General features: G+C 68.3%; 20 protein-coding genes. 19 read left to right on the top strand and 1 reads right to left on the bottom strand.

What is annotated here, in order from left to right:
- Positions 1–5 precede the first annotated feature (5 nt).
- On the top strand, positions 6–1,049 hold the full coding sequence (locus EER30_RS04445) for a UDP-N-acetylmuramate dehydrogenase (RefSeq protein WP_240669744.1): 1,044 nt from the start codon (positions 6–8) through the stop codon (positions 1,047–1,049).
- Positions 1,050–1,081: 32 nt separating this feature from the next.
- Here EER30_RS04445 and EER30_RS04440 read toward each other — a convergent pair whose 3' ends face one another.
- Positions 1,082–1,579, bottom strand: coding sequence for a CAP domain-containing protein (locus EER30_RS04440; RefSeq protein WP_240669743.1), 498 nt, complete (start codon positions 1,577–1,579; stop codon positions 1,082–1,084).
- A gap of 388 nt (positions 1,580–1,967) precedes the next feature.
- On the opposite strand from EER30_RS04440, the gene EER30_RS04435 reads away from it, so the two are divergent.
- From EER30_RS04435 to fliN, 18 genes are all read left to right on the top strand, one after another.
- Positions 1,968–2,666: a response regulator transcription factor gene (locus tag EER30_RS04435; protein ID WP_127498467.1), complete on the top strand. Its 699-nt coding sequence runs from the start codon at positions 1,968–1,970 to the stop codon at positions 2,664–2,666.
- A gap of 87 nt (positions 2,667–2,753) precedes the next feature.
- Positions 2,754–5,105, top strand: coding sequence for a chemotaxis protein CheW (locus EER30_RS04430; RefSeq protein WP_127498465.1), 2,352 nt, complete (start codon positions 2,754–2,756; stop codon positions 5,103–5,105).
- A gap of 1 nt (position 5,106) precedes the next feature.
- Positions 5,107–5,544: a chemotaxis protein CheW gene (locus tag EER30_RS04425; protein WP_127498463.1), complete on the top strand. Its 438-nt coding sequence runs from the start codon at positions 5,107–5,109 to the stop codon at positions 5,542–5,544.
- Positions 5,544–6,416 (top strand): hypothetical protein, encoded by an 873-nt coding sequence (locus EER30_RS04420; RefSeq protein ID WP_127498461.1) that lies wholly within the window; start codon positions 5,544–5,546, stop codon positions 6,414–6,416. The genes EER30_RS04425 and EER30_RS04420 overlap by 1 nt, the downstream gene beginning before the upstream one ends.
- Before the next feature lie 13 nt (positions 6,417–6,429).
- Positions 6,430–7,590: a protein-glutamate methylesterase/protein-glutamine glutaminase gene (locus tag EER30_RS04415; protein ID WP_127498459.1), complete on the top strand. Its 1,161-nt coding sequence runs from the start codon at positions 6,430–6,432 to the stop codon at positions 7,588–7,590.
- On the top strand, positions 7,587–8,432 hold the full coding sequence (locus tag EER30_RS04410; protein ID WP_127498457.1) for a CheR family methyltransferase: 846 nt from the start codon (positions 7,587–7,589) through the stop codon (positions 8,430–8,432). Before EER30_RS04415 ends, EER30_RS04410 begins: the two co-directional genes overlap by 4 nt.
- 5 nt (positions 8,433–8,437) lie before the next feature.
- Positions 8,438–8,824, top strand: coding sequence for a response regulator (locus EER30_RS04405; RefSeq protein WP_240669742.1), 387 nt, complete (start codon positions 8,438–8,440; stop codon positions 8,822–8,824).
- Positions 8,821–9,318 carry a chemotaxis protein CheX gene (locus EER30_RS04400; protein ID WP_127498453.1) on the top strand — a complete coding sequence of 166 codons (498 nt, stop codon included), beginning with the start codon at positions 8,821–8,823 and terminating at the stop codon, positions 9,316–9,318. Before EER30_RS04405 ends, EER30_RS04400 begins: the two co-directional genes overlap by 4 nt.
- Entirely contained in the window at positions 9,315–9,677 is a 363-nt protein-coding gene (locus EER30_RS04395; RefSeq protein ID WP_127498452.1) for a response regulator, read from the top strand. The genes EER30_RS04400 and EER30_RS04395 overlap by 4 nt, the downstream gene beginning before the upstream one ends.
- A 7-nt stretch (positions 9,678–9,684) precedes the next feature.
- Complete coding sequence (locus EER30_RS04390; RefSeq protein WP_127498451.1) at positions 9,685–10,173, top strand: hypothetical protein; 489 nt, start codon at positions 9,685–9,687, stop codon at positions 10,171–10,173.
- Positions 10,174–10,303: 130 nt separating this feature from the next.
- Entirely contained in the window at positions 10,304–10,750 is a 447-nt protein-coding gene (locus EER30_RS04385) for a flagellar hook assembly protein FlgD (RefSeq protein ID WP_127498450.1), read from the top strand.
- 24 nt (positions 10,751–10,774) lie between these two features.
- Entirely contained in the window at positions 10,775–12,040 is a 1,266-nt protein-coding gene (locus tag EER30_RS04380; protein WP_127498449.1) for a flagellar hook protein FlgE, read from the top strand.
- 122 nt (positions 12,041–12,162) lie between these two features.
- The gene (locus EER30_RS04375; protein ID WP_127498448.1) at positions 12,163–12,450 is read left to right on the top strand and encodes a flagellar FlbD family protein; all 288 of its coding nucleotides are present in this window, start codon (positions 12,163–12,165) and stop codon (positions 12,448–12,450) included.
- Entirely contained in the window at positions 12,450–13,241 is a 792-nt protein-coding gene (locus EER30_RS04370) for a flagellar motor protein (protein WP_127498447.1), read from the top strand. Before EER30_RS04375 ends, EER30_RS04370 begins: the two co-directional genes overlap by 1 nt.
- A 4-nt stretch (positions 13,242–13,245) precedes the next feature.
- Positions 13,246–14,274, top strand: coding sequence for a flagellar motor protein MotB (locus EER30_RS04365; RefSeq protein WP_127498445.1), 1,029 nt, complete (start codon positions 13,246–13,248; stop codon positions 14,272–14,274).
- Positions 14,275–14,286: 12 nt separating this feature from the next.
- Positions 14,287–14,745, top strand: a complete 459-nt coding sequence (locus EER30_RS04360; protein WP_127498443.1) for a flagellar basal body-associated FliL family protein — start codon at positions 14,287–14,289, stop codon at positions 14,743–14,745.
- A 170-nt stretch (positions 14,746–14,915) separates the two neighbouring features.
- Positions 14,916–15,806 carry a flagellar motor switch protein FliM gene (locus tag EER30_RS04355; protein ID WP_240669741.1) on the top strand — a complete coding sequence of 297 codons (891 nt, stop codon included), beginning with the start codon at positions 14,916–14,918 and terminating at the stop codon, positions 15,804–15,806.
- On the top strand, positions 15,803–16,561 hold the full coding sequence (fliN, locus tag EER30_RS04350; protein ID WP_127498441.1) for a flagellar motor switch protein FliN: 759 nt from the start codon (positions 15,803–15,805) through the stop codon (positions 16,559–16,561). Before EER30_RS04355 ends, fliN begins: the two co-directional genes overlap by 4 nt.
- Positions 16,562–16,563: the final 2 nt, after the last annotated feature.

Genomic DNA, 16,563 nt, shown 5'->3' with positions numbered 1-16,563 from the left:
TTGGCGTGTCAGACGTTACCGCCGCCGCGCAAACCGACCTGTCGGCGTACACGACGCTACGCCTAGGCGGGCCCGCCGGCACCTTGACGGTCGCCACCGAAACGGACGAAGTGCTAGAAAGGGCGCGCAAAGCTACCGCTGAGAAGCGCCCGCTGCTGATTCTGGCCGGCGGCAGCAACGTGGTCATCGGCGACGCCGGTTTCGACGGCGAGGTCGTGCTGCTGCGTAACCGGGGCATCCGTGTCGTCGAGGAACAGGCCGACAGCGTTGTCGTACGGGTCTTCGCCGGAGAGCCGTGGGACGACTTCGTGGCGTATGCGGTCGACCGTGGCTTCTCGGGCATCGAGTGCCTCAGCGGCATCCCGGGCTCGGCCGGCGCCACCCCGATCCAGAACGTGGGGGCGTACGGGCAGGAGGTCGCCCACACCATCGTCGCGGTGCACGCGTACGACCGGGAGCACGACTCGATCCGGGCGATGTCCCCGCTCGAGTGCGGCTTCGCCTACCGCGCGAGCGTCTTCAAGCACAACGACCGCTTCGTCGTGCTGCAGGTCGACTTCCGGCTGGCGCGGTCGGCCGAGTCGGCGCCGATCCGCTATGCCGAGCTGGCCCGCAACCTGGGCGTCGAGGCGGGTGACCGGGTCTCGCTGCGCCACGCCCGTGACACCGTACGCAAGCTCCGAGAGCATAAAGGGATGGTGCTCGACCCGGCCGATCACGACACCTGGTCGGTCGGCTCGTTCTTCACCAACCCTGTCGTGTCGGCGGCCGAGTGGGCCGAGCTCGGGCTCGACGCCCCGCACTGGCCCGGCGACGACGGCACCGTCAAGATCCCGGCGGCCTGGCTGATCGAGCAGGCCGGTTTCCCGAAGGGCTTCGCCGGCGACGGCGTGGCCATCTCGAGTAAGCACACGCTGGCCCTGACCAACCGGGGCACCGGGACCACCGAGGCCCTGCTCGGCCTGGCCCGCACGGTGCGTGACGGCGTGCGCGAGCGCTTCGGCGTCGACCTGCACCCGGAACCCGTACTGATCAACTGTGCGATGTAGCAGCCTTCAGTCCGATCAAGGTCGGATGGGGTTCATTCCCAGCCGAAGACCTGCGTGTAATACAGCGTGCCGTTCGCGGCGTAGGCGACGCCGGTGCCGATCGACCGGGCGCCGCAGTTGAGCATGTTGGCGCGGTGCCCAGGGCTGGCCATCCACGCCTGGATCACCTCGGTCGCGGTGCGGTAGCCCCAGGCGATGTTCTCGCCCGACGGTTGCTCGTACCCGGCCAGGTGTGACCGGCGGGCGAACGTGGTGCCGTCGCTCCAGACGTGGTCGTGGCGACCGGTGCGGGCCATGTAGACGCTCTGGCGCACCGAGGCGACGGTCAACCCCTGATCCACGGTGAGCAACCGGCGGCAGCCGTGGGCCGCGCGCTGCTGGTTGGTCATCGTGACGACCTGAGACATCAGCACCGCGGGAGTGACCGTGGGTGGCGCCGGCACCGTGGCGTGGGCCGGGGCGGCCGCGGCGACCAGCGTGGCCGGAGCTGCCAGGAGCAGAATCAGACGTCGCACCACCGGGTGGAACACGGTCGCCTCCTCCGATCTCGGGGCCGAGTCGCCCACCAGGCCTATCGCATCCGTTTACTGGCCGTACGTCCCTTCTTTGCCGGAAACCGGAAACCGGGTCGCAGAAACTGTCAGGCTGAGGGGATGGTCGCGAACGGCCCGGCACGGGCGATAGCGCGATTCATTCGGAGCGCTTGAGCGGCGAAAAGCCACTAAACTTTCACTGTCCGTAAATAGGCGGTGACATCACGCTATCGTGAGCTTTGCGCGGTTGATTCCGCCGCCGGCGATCGCATGAGCGCCGCCGGGCACCACGACACCGACTCTCACCGGGTGCCGACGGCACGCCGGCCGGGCAGTCGCGTCCGGCTACGAGCGCTTGCGAGGGGTGGGGCAGGGTGAGCACAAGATGAGTCGCCTACTCGTCGTCGAGGACGATCCGGACATCGCACTCGCCCTGCGGTTGCTGTTCAGCCGTGCGGGTTACGAGGTGGCGCACGCCGGCGACGGCCGCACCGGGCTCAAGGAGGCGTACGCCGAACACCCCGACCTGGTGGTGCTCGACGTCGGCCTGCCCGAGATGGACGGCTGGCAGGTGCTGGAACGGCTGCGCGACGTCTCCGACGTGCCGGTGCTGGTGCTGACCGCGCACGGCCAGGAGGCCGAGAAGGTGCGCGGGCTGCGCGGCGGCGCCGACGACTACCTCACCAAGCCGTTCGCCAACAACGAGCTGCTCGCCCGGGTCGAGGCGCTGCTGCGCCGCTCGTCCAGCGGGCAGAACAACTGGGCCAGCCAGGTCTACGACGACGGGCTGGTGCACCTCGACCCGACCAAACGGCGGGTCTACGTCAAGGGCGACGAGAAGCGTCTGACGCCCACCGAGTTCCGCCTGCTCAATGCCCTCGTACGGCATGCCGGCGCGGTACTCAGTCCCAACCAGTTGCTGACCCAGGCGTGGGACGACCCGACCGGCATCGGCCAGGAGCGGGTCAAGTTCGCCGTCCTGCGGTTGCGCCGCAAGCTCGGCTGGTCCGATCCCGACGAGTCACCCATCGAGTCCGTGCGCGGATTCGGCTACCGCTATCGCCGTCCCGGCGGGGAGTCCTGATTTCCCTTCGGTTGTGGACCGGGTGTTCTCAGGTGGCCGTTCCGGCCGCCGATGAGGGCCTTGGGCGCTGAGCAGGAGGTAAGAAGCGTGGAAGACCTTGGTGAGATCGTTGGCGAGTTTCTTCTGGAGAGCCATGAGAACCTGGACCAGATCGACCGTGACCTGGTGCAGCTCGAGCAGGATCCCCATTCCCGCGACCTGATCTCCCGCATCTTCCGGGCGATCCATACGATCAAGGGCACCAGCGGCTTCCTCGCCTTCGGGCGGCTCGAGAAGCTGGCTCACGCGGGTGAGTCGCTGCTGTCCAAGCTGCGCGACGGCGCGCAGCCGGTGACCCCGGCGACGATCACCACCCTGCTGGCCACGATCGACGGCGTACGCTCCCTGCTCGCCGCCATCGAGGAGACCGGCAACGAGGGTGATGTCGACGTCGACGCGGCCATCGCCCAGGTGAACGCGCAGATGAAGGCGGGCGAGGCCGGTGCGGCCGCCGAGGCAGCCTCCGCCCCCGTGGCCGCCGCACCGGAGACGCCCGAGCCGCTCGAAGAGGTGCCCGCTCGGCCCGCGCCCAATCCGGTGGAGAACCAGCGCCGCCCGATCGGCGAGATCCTGGTCGAGAGCGGCGGCGTGCAGGCACAGGATGTCGGTTCGGCCCTCGCGCAGCAGATCGAGGGCGACGAACGCAAACTCGGCACGATCCTGCTCGAGGAGGGCAAGGCCCAGCCGGCCGCGGTCAGCGAGGCGCTGCAGGCTCAGACGCCCAAGCGGAGCATCGCCGACAGCGCCATCCGGGTCGACGTGGACCTGCTCGACACGCTGCTGAACATGGTCGGCGAGCTGGTTCTGGCCCGCAACCAACTCGTCCGGGGCGTCATGGAGATCGGCGACGCCACACTCGTGCGCAGCGCCCAGCGGCTCGGCATGATCACCAGCGAGCTGCAAGAGGGCATCATGAAGACCCGGATGCAGCCCATCGAGCACATCTGGTCGAAGCTGCCGCGAGTCGTGCGGGACCTCAGCAACTCCATGGACAAGAAGGTCCAGCTCGTCATGGAGGGCAAGGAGACCGAACTCGACCGCAGCCTGCTCGAGGCGGTCAAGGACCCGCTCACCCACCTCGTGCGTAACGCCGTCGACCACGGCATCGAGAGCCCGGATCAGCGCACCGCCGCCGGTAAGACCCCCGAGGGCACGCTCACGCTGCGCGCCTATCACGAGGGCGGCCACGTGGCGGTCGAGGTCGCCGACGACGGCGCCGGGCTGAACGTGGACCGGATCGCCCAGAAGGCGGTCGAGAACGGACTGCTACGCCCCGACCAGATCCCGATGATGGACCGTCGCGACATCATGGCGATGGTCTTCCAGCCCGGCTTCTCCACGGCGGCCAAGGTGACCAACGTGTCCGGCCGCGGCGTCGGGATGGACGTCGTCAAGACCAACATCGAGAACATCGGCGGTGCGGTCAGCGTCGACTCCACGCCCGGCAAGGGCACGGTCTGGCGCCTCACCATCCCGTTGACCTTGGCGATCATCCAGGCGCTCACGGTCGACTGCGGCGATCAGCGGTACGTGGTCCCGCAGGTCGCCGTCCTTGAACTGGTCTTCATCGACGGGCAGTCCACCAAGATCGAGTACGCATCGGGGGCGCCGGTCTATCGCCTGCGGGGCAAGCTGCTCCCGCTCGTGCGCCTCGATCGCGCGCTGGGCCTCGACGTCGGCGGCGACCATGGCGTCTACATCATGGTGCTGCAAGCCGACGGCCGGCGCTTCGGCCTGGTCGTCGACCGCGTGCTGAATACCGAAGAGGTCGTCGTCAAGGCACTCAACAGCAGATTCAAGGACATCGGCCTGTACGCCGGTGCGACGATCCTCGGCGACGGCAAGGTGGGTCTGATCCTCGACGTCTCGTCGCTGGCTCGGCGCAGTCACCTGGCCGTCGACTCCGAGCGCGGCAACATCGCGGCTGCGGCGAGGGCGTCCGAGGGCAGCGGCACCGGCGAACGGCTGCTGGTCACCGCGGTCGGCGAAAGGCGTGTCGCGATCCCACTCGACACGGTCACCCGGCTCGAGGAGTTCCCGCGCGAACGGATCGAGCACGCCGGGTCTCGCGAGGTCGTGCAGTACCGCGGGCAGATCCTGCCGCTGGTGCGGTTGTCGCACCTGCTCGGGGCCTACGGGGAAGAACCTGAGGGGGACACCGTCTCGGTGGTCGTCTACAGCGAGGGCGCCCGCAGTGTGGCCCTGGTGGTCGACCGGATCGTGGACATCGCCGAGAACTCCAGGACGGCCCGCAGGGACGCCGAGGAGGACGGTCTGGTCGGCACGGCGGTCATTCAGCAGCGCGTGACCGAGCTGCTGGACGTGCGCCGGGCGATCCTCGCGGCCGACCCGAACTTCTACGCCGACCTGGAAACCGACGATCTCCTGGTGGAGGCCTGAGATGGCGAGCCGGCAGTTCGCCACGTTCGAGGTGGCCAACCAGCTCTTCGGGGTCGAGGTGCATACGGTGCAGGAGGTGCTCTCGTACAACGAGTACACCCCCGTGCCGCTCGCGCCACCGGCCGTCAGCAGGCTCTTCAACCTGCGCGGCCAGGTGATCGCGGCGGTCGACCTGCGAGTCCAGCTCGGACTGCCGCCCAAAGCGACCGAGGGCCCGGTGATGAACGTGATCCTGCGCGGTGACGGTGACCCGGTGAGCCTGGTGGTGGACCGCATCGGCGAGGTGGTCGACCTCGACGACGACACGTTCGAACACCCGCCGGACACGCTCAGCGGACCAACCCGGGAACTCGTCGTGGGCACCTTCAAGTTGGACGGCCGGCTGATGCTCGCTCTCGACGCGACCCTGGTCGTCGACACCTCTCGAGCCACCACCTGATGTACAGCCTCGTCAGCGCCCCGGTGCTCGGCTTCGACCTGTCCCGCCTCACCGGCGGGTCGGCCACGGCCGAGGTGATGCTGCGTGGGCTGCGGCTGAAGGCCGAGGACCTCTCGGCGCTGGCCGAACGGCTGCCCGACGAGGACGTCCGCGGCCCGCTCTGGGTCGAGGTCGAGAGCGCCGCCCGCCGCATGCCCTCGCTCAAAGGCATGAACAAGGACGACGCGACCGGCAGTCTGGCGATAGTCGAACGCGCGCCCATCGGCACCGTCGACTCGCTTCTGACCTGCCTGCGGTACGACGTGATGGCGTGGACCTGGACCGGGCAGGGGCGCGACGCCCGGCAGACCGACGTCGCGGGCGCGGCCACCGCTCTGCTCTGCGACGCCGCCGTGGCCAGCTACCTGCGCGAGGTTCTCGACGCCGACACCCGCCGCCGCCTCGGTGCGGGCTGGGTCGCCGCCATGCGCAGGCTGCCGACCGGCGCCCCGATCGACCTCGGCCCCCACCACTACGCGATCTCCGCCCTGCTCGACCGGCTCCGCTCGCTGCGGTCGACCGATCTCGCCCGGCTCGTCGCCTCGGCCGAGGACGCACGTCGCAACGCGGGCGGCTGGTCACCGGCGGTGCATTCGGCGTCCTGGGCGGCCTATCTGTCGGATCGGGTCCGCACGGCCGCGGCAGCGCAGATGCTGTTGGTACAGGCCGTCGACACGGCCGCCATTCCGCTGGCCGACCGGGCCGGTGGTGTCTGGAACATGCTCAGCGGCGCGGTGCAGGCGCTGGTGGTTCGCGATCTGTTGGACACGTCAACCGCCCACCGGCTGCTCACTCCCGTGGTCGCGGCTCTGGGCCCCGGGTGGCTCGGGTGAAGGAGGTGACCGGGTGATAACGGTCCTCGTCGTCGACGACTCCGTGGTCGTCCGCCGCTTGATCGTCGACGCTCTCGGCGGCGCCGAGAACATCGAGGTCGTCGGCACGGCGTCCAACGGGCAGCTGGCCCAGGCCAAGATCGATCAGCTCAAGCCGGACGTGATCACGATGGACATCGAGATGCCGCAGATGGACGGCATCACGGCGGTCCGCGAGTTGCGCAAGCGGCACAAGCACATTCCCGTGATCATGTTCAGCACGCTGTCGGCGGCGGGCGCGACGGCCACCCTCGAGGCGCTGTCCGCGGGTGCGACCGACTACGTGACGAAGCCCAGCAACGTCGGGTCCGTGGAAGAGTCGATCAGGGCAGTTCGCACCGAGCTCGTACCGAGGATCTATGCGCTCGCGGGCAAGCGCCGCCCCGCCGCCGGGCCTCCGGCACGCCCGGGTGCCGCTACCCCAGCGCGCCCCGGCTCGGCCCCGCCCCGCGTGGGAATGCCGCCCACCGGCCCGGGCCGCCCTGGCGCGGCGCCCGCCCGGCCCGCTGCCGCCCCTCGCAAGACCGCGCCCGGCGGCCGGATCGACATCCTCGCGATCGGCTCGTCGACCGGCGGCCCCGACGCGCTCACCAAGGTGCTCACCGGCATCCCGGCCGACCTGCCGGTGCCCATCGTCATCACCCAGCACATGCCGCCCGTGTTCACCAAGATGTTCGCCGAGCGGCTCGACCGCAGCACGCCTCTGCGGGTGGTCGAGGCCGGCGACGGCATGGAGCTGAACCCCGGCTGGGCCTACGTCGCCCCCGGTGACAAGCACCTGGTGCTGAACCGCCGGGGCACCGCCACCCTGACGCAGCTCAGCGGCGCGCCTCCGGAGAATTCCTGCCGCCCGGCCGTCGACGTCATGTTCCGCTCCGTCGCGTCGCTCTACGGCGCCTCGGCGTACGCGGCCGTGCTGACCGGCATGGGGCACGACGGACGAGGCGGCGCGAAGGTGCTGCGTGACGGCGGCGCCGAGGTGCTGGCGCAGGACGAGGCCACCTCGGTGGTGTGGGGCATGCCGGGCGCCGTCGTCGGTGCCGGGCTGGCCGACGAGATCCTGCCGCTCGACCGGATCGCCGCCCACCTGGTCAACAGGGTCAAGTCCGGCCGGTCGGCGGCGGTGGCCCGATGAGCCTGTCCCAGTCGGAGTTCGCCTTTGTCGCGCAGCTCGTGCGCCGGGAGGCGTCCATCGTGCTGGCCGCCGGCAAGGAGTACCTGGTCGAGGCGAGACTCATCCCGGTCGCCCGGGCCGTGGGCGCGGCCAACGTCAACGAGTTCCTGACCGACCTCCAGCGCCGGCCCGACCCGGCCAAGCAACGCCGGATCATCGACGCGCTGACCACGAACGAGACCTCCTGGTTCCGCGACCGCGAGCCGTTCGCGGCCCTCAACGACGTCGTGCTCCCCGAGCTGGTCAAGTCGCGCTCGGCGACGCGCAAGGTGCGCGTGTGGTCGGCCGCCAGTTCCAGCGGCCAGGAGGCGTACAGCCTGGCCATCACCATGCAGGAGAGGCTCCCGCCGGGCTGGAGCTACGACATCATGGGCACCGACATCTCGACCGAGATGGTCAAGCGGGCCGAGACCGCGGAGTACAGCCAGGTCGAGGTGAACCGGGGTCTGCCGGCCTCCCAGCTCGTGCAGTACTTCGAGCGGGCCGGCGCGCACTGGCGGATCACCCAGGCGCTGCGGCGCAACGTGTCGTTCCGGCTGATGAACCTCACCGCGCCGCTGCCCGCCATGCAGCCGTTCGACGTGATCTTCCTGCGCAACGTCCTGATCTATTTCGACGTCGCGACCAAGCGCACCGTCCTGCAGAACGTGGCCAAGCTGCTGCGCCCGGACGGCTGGCTCTTCCTCGGGGCGGCCGAGACCACGATCGGGATCGACGACAACTACGAGCGGGTGGCCGCCGGCCGCACCTCCGCCTATCGAGTCCGTACGGGTACGCCCGCGGGCGCGCTCAGAAGGGGATGACACCGATGCGCGCCATGGTGATCGACGATTCCCGCGCGATGCGAATGATCCTCAAACGGATCGTCACCAAGCTGAACTTCGAGGCGGTGGAGGCGGGCGACGGCAAGGAGGCGCTCGACCTGGTGACCGCGATGACCGAGGTGCCCGAGCTGGCCCTCATCGACTGGAACATGCCGAACATGAACGGGCTCGAGTTCGTCACGCACGTGCGGGCCGACCCGCGCCTGCGCGAGATGACGCTGGTCATGGTCACCACCGAGAGCGAACAGAGCCAGATCGTACGGGCACTCGCCGCGGGCGCCCACGAATACGTGATCAAGCCCTTCACCGAGGGCGCCATGATCGAAAAGCTGGCCCTGCTGGGCCTCGTCCCGACCGGAGCGAACTCATGAGCGTCGAAGTCGAGGTCAACGAGAACGACCTCACCGAGATGGTGGATCAGGTGTGGGAGTCATACCTGGATCCCGAGGGCCTGAACCCTCTGATGCAGACCTACGACGAGAACCAGCCGTCCGATGTGCACTCCTCGGTCTCCATCACCGGTTCCTGGACCGGGCACATCGTCTATGCGTCCTCGACCCTGGCGGCCCGTCGCGCCGCCGCCGCCTTCCTGGCCGTGGAGCCGGACGAGGTGAGCGAGGAGGACCTCTCCGATGTGCTCGGTGAACTCGCCAACATCGTCGGCGGCAACGTCAAGGCGATGCTGCCGCCCGGCGCGTTCCTCTCGCTGCCCCAGGTGGTGCTCGCCCCCGAGGCGACGGCGCGCTACCCCAACGCCCAGCGGATCAGCGGGGTCTACGGGATCTGGGACGGCGAGCCGGTCTCGATTTCCATGTGGCACAGCAGTACGGCTGACAACAACAGCACCAAGGAGGGCGCGGAATGAAGATTCTCATTGCTGACGACAGCCGGGTGATGCGGCAGATCGTGGTTCGCACCCTTCGTCAGGCGGGTTTCGGCGACCACGATCTGATCGAGGCGGCCAACGGTAAGGAGGCCTTCGACATCGTCAAGGCGGAAAGCCCCGATCTCGTCCTCTCGGACTGGAACATGCCCGAGATGAACGGCATCGAATGCCTGCGGGCACTGCGCGCGGCCGGCAACGACGTCAAGTACGGCTTCGTGACGTCGGAGAGCACGCCGGAGATGAAGGAGCAGGCCGAAGCGGCCGGCGCCCTGTTTTTCATCGTGAAGCCGTTCTCGGCTGAACGTTTCGATGAGGTCTTCGCTCCGATTTTGGGATGATTACGACATGTCCGACGTCTCGGTTCTTCCTGGCACCCTGGCCGTTCGCAACCTCTTCGAGGATCTGCTCGGCCGGGAGGTGACCGTCAGTCCTGGTGAGCCTCTCAGCGCAGATGAGATCCCCACCTCGACGGTCGCGATCTTCACCGACTCCGCACAGAACATCTACGCCGTCCTCGGGATGGGGCTCTCACTGGCGGCCAACGCCGGCGCGGCGCTCGGCCTGCTGCCCGCCGGGGCCGCCGAGGACAGCATCGACGACAAGCAGCTCTACCCGAACCTCGCCGAGAACGTCGGCGAGCTGTGCAACGTGCTGACCAGCCTGCTCAACCGTGAGGGGGCCCCGCACATCAAGCTCCACCAGGTGGTCTATCCCGGCGACCCGCTGCCCGCGGACGCCCGGGCCCACCTGATGGCGCTGGGCCGCCGCACCGACCTGCTCGTCGAGGTCAACCGGTACGGCAAGGGGAAGTTCAGCGTCTCGCTCGCGCCCTGACGTCCCGGGGCGCCGACAACCGCACGAGAACGGGCCCGCCGGAGTGGCGGGCCCGTTCTTTTTCGGTTGCTAAGGAATCTTGCGAACCGGTCGAAGGGGCGTAAGAGACTGCTGACGGACGGAGCAACTCATGACCTCGCCGCTTTCCGGGCTTTCCGGTGCCAATCCCCTCGCGGGCGCGGCCGGTGGTGCCGCGGAGAAGAGCAAATCTCTCGGCGACCGGGACACGTTCCTCAAGCTGCTGGTGGCCCAGCTGAAATACCAGGACCCCAGCAAGCCGGCCGACTCGACCCAGTTCCTGGCCCAGACGGCCCAGTTCACCCAGGTCGAGAAGCTCGAAGGCATCGCCGACATGCTCAAGGGCCAGCAGTTGATCAATGCCAGCTCGCTGGTCGGGAAGACCGTCGAATACATGGACCCCTCGGGCGCCAAGGCCACCGGGGTCATCTCGGCGGCGAAGCTCAACGGCGACAGCGAGCCGATGCTTCGGATCGGGAACACGGAAGTGCTGCTGTCCAAGGTCACGGAGGTTCAGGAAACCCGGACGGACGCGACTGGCGCGACGCCCAAGCCGTAATTCTCAATCGCAAAGGAACCATTCATGCTGCGTTCTCTGTACTCCGGCATCAGTGGCCTGCACGCCCACCAGCAGATGATGGACGTCACCGGTAACAACATCGCCAACGTCAACACCGTCGGTTTCAAGGCGAGCTCGGTGCAATTCCAGGACACGCTCAGCCAGATGACGGCAGCGGCGGGCGCGCCCCAGAACGGCGGCGCCGGCACCAACCCCGGCCAGGTCGGCCTCGGTACCCGTAACGCCGGCATCACGTCGAACTTCAGTCAGGGTTCGGCCCAGACCACCGGCAAGGCCGGCGACATGATGATCCAGGGCGACGGCTTCTTCATCACCCGCCGCGGCAACGAGGAGCTCTACAGCCGGGCCGGCTCGTTCTTCTTCGACGCCAACGGCACGCTCGCGACGGCGACCGGCGAGCCCGTGCAGGGATGGACCGCCGACGAGAACGGTGTGGTCAACCCGGCCGGAAAGCCCGGCGACATCAAGATGCCGCTCGGCAAGAGCATCTCGCCCCAGGTGACCAGCACGATCGAGATGAAGGGCAACCTGACCAGCGACCTGCCCGAGGGCGTCGCCACCGCCGCCGGAGTCCCCGAGATCGAGATCCCGTTCAAGGCCTTCGACAAGCTCGGCAACCCGGTGGGCCTGTTGGCCAAGTTCAAGCGGGACACCGAACCCAGCGCCGGTGACGCGCAGACCTGGACCGTCACGCTGACCGAGTCGGGCAAGTCCTCGCCCTCGGTGGTCATGGCCAACGGGATGAAGTTCGAGGGAGGCAAGCCGACGGTCGATTCGCTGGCGTTCACCGGCGTCACCGCCATCAACCCGAACCTGAGCGCCACTCTCGACGTCGACGTGAGCGACCTGACCATGTTCCACGGCCTGTCCGAGGCGAGGGTCTCCGACTCGAACGGCAACGCGGCCGGCACGCTGGCCTCGCTGTCCTACACCGTGTCGGACACCGGGCAGATCATCGGAGCGTTCAGCAACGGCCAGAAGAAGGTGCTCGGCCAGGTCGCCCTGGCCACCTTCAAGAACGTCAACGGGCTCGAGAAGACCGGCGACTCCCAATGGCGCTCCACGGTCAACTCAGGTCTCGCCCAGGTCGGCCCGCCCACGAGCGCCGGCCTCGGCCAGGTGATCAGCGGCGCCCTCGAGATGTCGAACGTCGACCTGGCTCAGGAGTTCACCAACCTGGTCATCGCCCAGCGCGGCTTCCAGGCCAACTCCCGCATCATCACCACCTCCGACGAGCTGCTCCAGGAGCTCGTCAGCATGAAGCGCTAGTCGCAACTGATGGTTCGGCAACGGCCGGGACGGGCGTACCTGCGCCTGCCCCGGCCGTTGCTGCGAAGGCCGCGGCCGGTCGGCCGGCCCAGGACCGACACAACACCCAAGGACGGATGTAAGTGATCCTCGTTACCCGCATCAACGGTGCCGTGTTCGCCCTGAACCCCGACCTGGTCGAGCGCGCGGAGTGCACGCCCGACACAGTCGTCACCCTGGTCGACGGCACCAAGTACGTCATTGCCGAGTCCGTGCCCGAGTTCATCGATTCGGTGCGTCACTACCGCGCGTCGCTGATCGCCCAAGCGAGTCGTCTCGAGGCCGAGCCCACCAACACCCACTCCTCCGCTACGTCGCCGGATGAGAACGACGACGCCAAGGTGCTCCCGTTGCATCGGAATGGACGCTGATGGACATCTCTACCATTGTCGGCGTAGTTGTCGGCCTCCTCATCATCTTCACCGTTCAGATCCTCGAGGGCGGTTCGCCGACCTCGATCATCCTGATCCCCTCGATGCTGCTGGTGTTCGGCGGCGCGTTCTGCGCCGGTATGGCCGGCGGGGTGCTGAAGGACGCGACCGGTGCCGGCAAGATGCTCCAGAAGGCGTTCCTGGCCAAGCTCGTTCCGCCGACGCAGCTGGTGGAGGAGATCGTCAAGCTGGCCGAGCGGGCCCGGCGCGAGGGTCTGCTGGCCCTCGAGGACGCGGTCAAGACGGTCGAGCACCCGTTCCTCAAGCGCGGACTGCAGCTCGCGATCGACGGCACCGACCCGGACGAGCTCCACGACATCCTGCACGCCGAGATCGCGGCCAAGAAGAAGGCCGACAAGGCCAGCGCCAAGCTCTTCGAGAACATGGGTGGCTACGCCCCCACGATCGGCATCATCGGCACGGTCATGGGCCTCGTGCATGTGCTCGAGAACCTCGACAAGCCCGACACGCTCGGTCACTCCATCGCCGCCGCGTTCGTGGCGACCCTCTGGGGCGTGCTCAGCGCCAACGTGATCTGGCTGCCGATCGCCGCCCGCCTCTCCCGCCTTAGCGGTGTCGAGGGCGAGGAGATGGAGTTGGTTGTCGACGGCGTCCTGGCCATCCAGGCCGGTTCGAACCCGCGCCTGGTCGCGCAGAAGCTCCGCAGCCTTCTCCCGCCGGACGAGGCGAAGAAGGCCGAGGCGGCCTCGACCACCAAGAAGGCGGCATAACGGGATGAGCAGTGGCGGGGGCAAGCGTAAGCAGCGGCATGAGGAGCACGAGGAGCACGTCAATCACGAGCGCTGGCTCGTGTCGTACGCCGACATGCTGACCCTGCTGTTTGTTCTCTTCGTGGTCCTCTACTCGATGAGCGACGTCAACATGAAGAAGTTCGCCCAGCTTGCCCAGGGCCTGCAATCGGGGTTCGGTGCGCAGAGCGCGGCGTTCCAGGGTCAGTCCGCGCCGCTGGACGGCTCCGGCAACAGCGCCGAGATCGTGCAGATCGACCCGGGGGCCAACCCGGGCGACGGCAAGGCCGGCTCGTCCAACCTGACGGCTCAGCAGCAGGAGGCGGTCCGCGCCGCGATGGCGGCCGAGGACCGTAAGAAGGCCTCGCAGAACGCCGAGGCCGCGGCCAAGGAGGCCGAGAACCTCAAGAAGATCGAGAACAAGATCTCCGACTCCCTGGCCAAGGGCAAGCTGCTCGACTCGGTGAAGTTCACGATCGACGAGCGCGGCCTGATCGTCACCGTGATGACCAACGAGGTCGTCTTCGACGGCAACCGGGCCGACCTGCGGCCCGGCGGTAAGAAGATCCTCGACGCGATCGCTCCGGCGATCGCCAAGCTGCCCAACAAGATCGAGGTCGACGGCAACACCAACCAGCTCAAGATGAAGACCACCTTCTACCCCAGCGGCTGGGAGCTCTCCGCGGCTCGCGCCTCGACCACGGTGCGTTACCTGGTCGGGCACGGTCTGGCCAAGAACCGGATGAGCGCGGTCGGTTTCTCCGACACCAAGCCGCTGATCGACCCGGCCGACCCACGGTCGATCACCATGAACCGCCGCGTGGACATCGTTGTTCTGACCACGCTGACCGCCGACCAGGCGGCGTTGCTGCCGGCCGCGGCCGGTGCCGACAACAAACTGCACCCGGGTCAAACCTCAGCTCAAACCAAGACGGCTCAACCGGGCGGGGCGTCAACCGATACCAATAGCGAGCCCGGGAACAGCCCGGCCGACGACACCCCGACGCACGATTGAGAGGAGCTTTTGATGAGCAAGGACGAGACGACCACCACCGCCGACGCCCCGAAGAAGTCCAAGAAGATGCTTCTGATCATCATTGCTGCCGCCGTTGTGCTGCTGGGTGGCGGCGGCGCCGGAGCGTTCTTCATGCTGAAGGGCGACAGCGCCGAGGCCGCGGTGGTCGAGAAGGGTTCGGTCACGCCGATCGAGGACGCCCTGACGATCAACCTGGCCGACGGCCACTACCTGAAGCTGAAGTTCTCGCTGCAGCAGACCGCCGACGCCGGCGCCGAGTCGGTCGACACCAGCGAGGCGATCAACCTGGCGATCGACGAGTACACCGGCAAGAAGGTCGCAGAGCTGTCGACCGAGAAGGGCCGCGACGCCATCAAGGCGGACCTGCTCAAGAAGATCGAGAGGGTCTACATCGAAGAGGACAAGAAGATGGTGATGGACATCTACTACACCCAGTTCGTCACCCAGTAAGTCCGAGCGGATCGGGCGGGTTCACTTCGGTGAACCCGCCCGTTCGTCGTGGTGGGGCCAAAAACGCCCCTCCCGCTCAGCCGTTGCGGAAACGAGCCGATCAGGACAACGTGACCAACGCCGCACGAACCCCGGGCCGGATCTCGCGCCGCGGCCATGGCGGAGGGCCGGTGCCGTACGACTTCCGCAAGCCGATCAAGCTGTCCCGGGAGCACGTCCGCACCCTGCAACTCGCGTTCGAGAACTACGCCCGCAGCTGTGGCACGCTCCTCACGACCCGCCTCCGAGCGGTGAGCAACGTCGCGCTCGCCTCGATCGAGCAGCTCAACTACGACGAATACGTCGCCTCTCTCGACAACCCCACGGTGCTCGCCGTGGTGGTGCTCGACCCCCTGCCCGGCTCGGCCCTCATGCAGGTCGCCTCCTCGGCCGCGATGACCGCGATTGATCACATGCTCGGCGGCCCCGGCGGGCCCCAGCCGGAGCGTCCGATGACCGAGGTCGAGATGCCCCTGCTGCGCGGGCTGCTCGAGCGGATGCTCGGTGAGCTCCGGTACGGCTTCGAGACGCTGGTCGACCTGCACCCGAAGCTCAAGGAGATCGAGTACAACGCGCAGTTCCTGCGGACCCACCAGCCGGGCGACGCGTGCGTGGTCGCCTCGTTCGACCTGAAGATCGGTGCGGAGGAGACGCAGGCCAGCATCTGCCTGCCGTTCAACTCGATCCTCCCGGTGCTGTCGAAGATCGAGACGGTGGTGCTCAGTCAGGCCGAGCGCAACGCCAAGGACATGGCGATGCGCAACCTCACGGCCGGGCTTTCGTCGGCACCGCTCGACGTCGCGGTCCGATTCCAGCCCATTCGCATGCGAACCGATGACATCGTGGACCTGAGGCCGGGTGACGTTGTCCCGCTGGGGCATCCGACCAGCCAGCCGCTTGAGGTCATCGTCAGCGAGACCGTTTTTGCCCATGCAGTTCCCGGTAATCAGGGGGCCCGGCTTGCCTGCCTCGTCGTGCCCGCCCCCCAGGAGTCCTCGTCCAAGGAGTCTGGTCGCCCATGACCGCGCCCACCATCACCGCGCCCCAGATAGCGCTCGCCCGTAGCGCGGCCGACGCCGCGCTGGGTGTCCTGCCCACCAGCCGGCCCCTGGTCGCCGCCGAGCCGGTCACCGCGACCGCGGACGCCCTGACCGAGGGCCAGGCAGTCACCGCCCGGTTCAGCGGCGCGGCCTCCGGCGAGGTCGTCGTGGTGGTCGGACAGGACTTGGCGGACGCGCTCAAGGAGAGCCCGCTCGGTGAGCTCGACCTGACCGCGGCGGTGCGGCCGGCGCTCGAGGCCGCGGCCCGCGTCTTCGGCCCGGTCGTGCTCGACCCCGGGGTCGTCATGGAGCCGCAAGTGGCGCTCAGCGCGCTGGCCGCCAAGGACGACGCCATCGCGGTGCCCCTGGTCGAGGGTTCCGAGGTCCGTGCCGTGCTGGCCCTGGCGCTGAACCCGTGGCCCTCCGACGGCCCGGGCGGCAACGTCGCCCGGCTGGAGCCGGGTGGCGCCGGGACGGTGCAGTTGCGCGGAGGGCTCGACATGCTGCAGGACGTCGAGATGGAGGTCTCGGCCGAGCTGGGCCGCACCCGGATGAGCGTGCGCGAGCTGCTCTCGCTCACCCCGGGCGCGATCGTAGAGCTGGACCGGGCCGCCGGCAGCCCCGCCGACCTGCTGGTCAACGGCCGGCTGATCGCGCGCGGTGAGGTCGTCGTGGTCGACGAGAACTTCGGCATCCGGGTCACCGAGATCGTCGCGCCCGGCACCGAGCGGGAGTAACG

The organism is Actinoplanes solisilvae (assembly GCF_003999975.1).
In the GTDB taxonomy this organism is placed as follows: Bacteria; Actinomycetota; Actinomycetes; order Mycobacteriales; family Micromonosporaceae; genus Actinoplanes; species Actinoplanes solisilvae.
The sequence above is the reverse complement of the archived record's forward strand: the minus strand, read 5'-3'. Positions and strand labels throughout refer to the sequence as shown.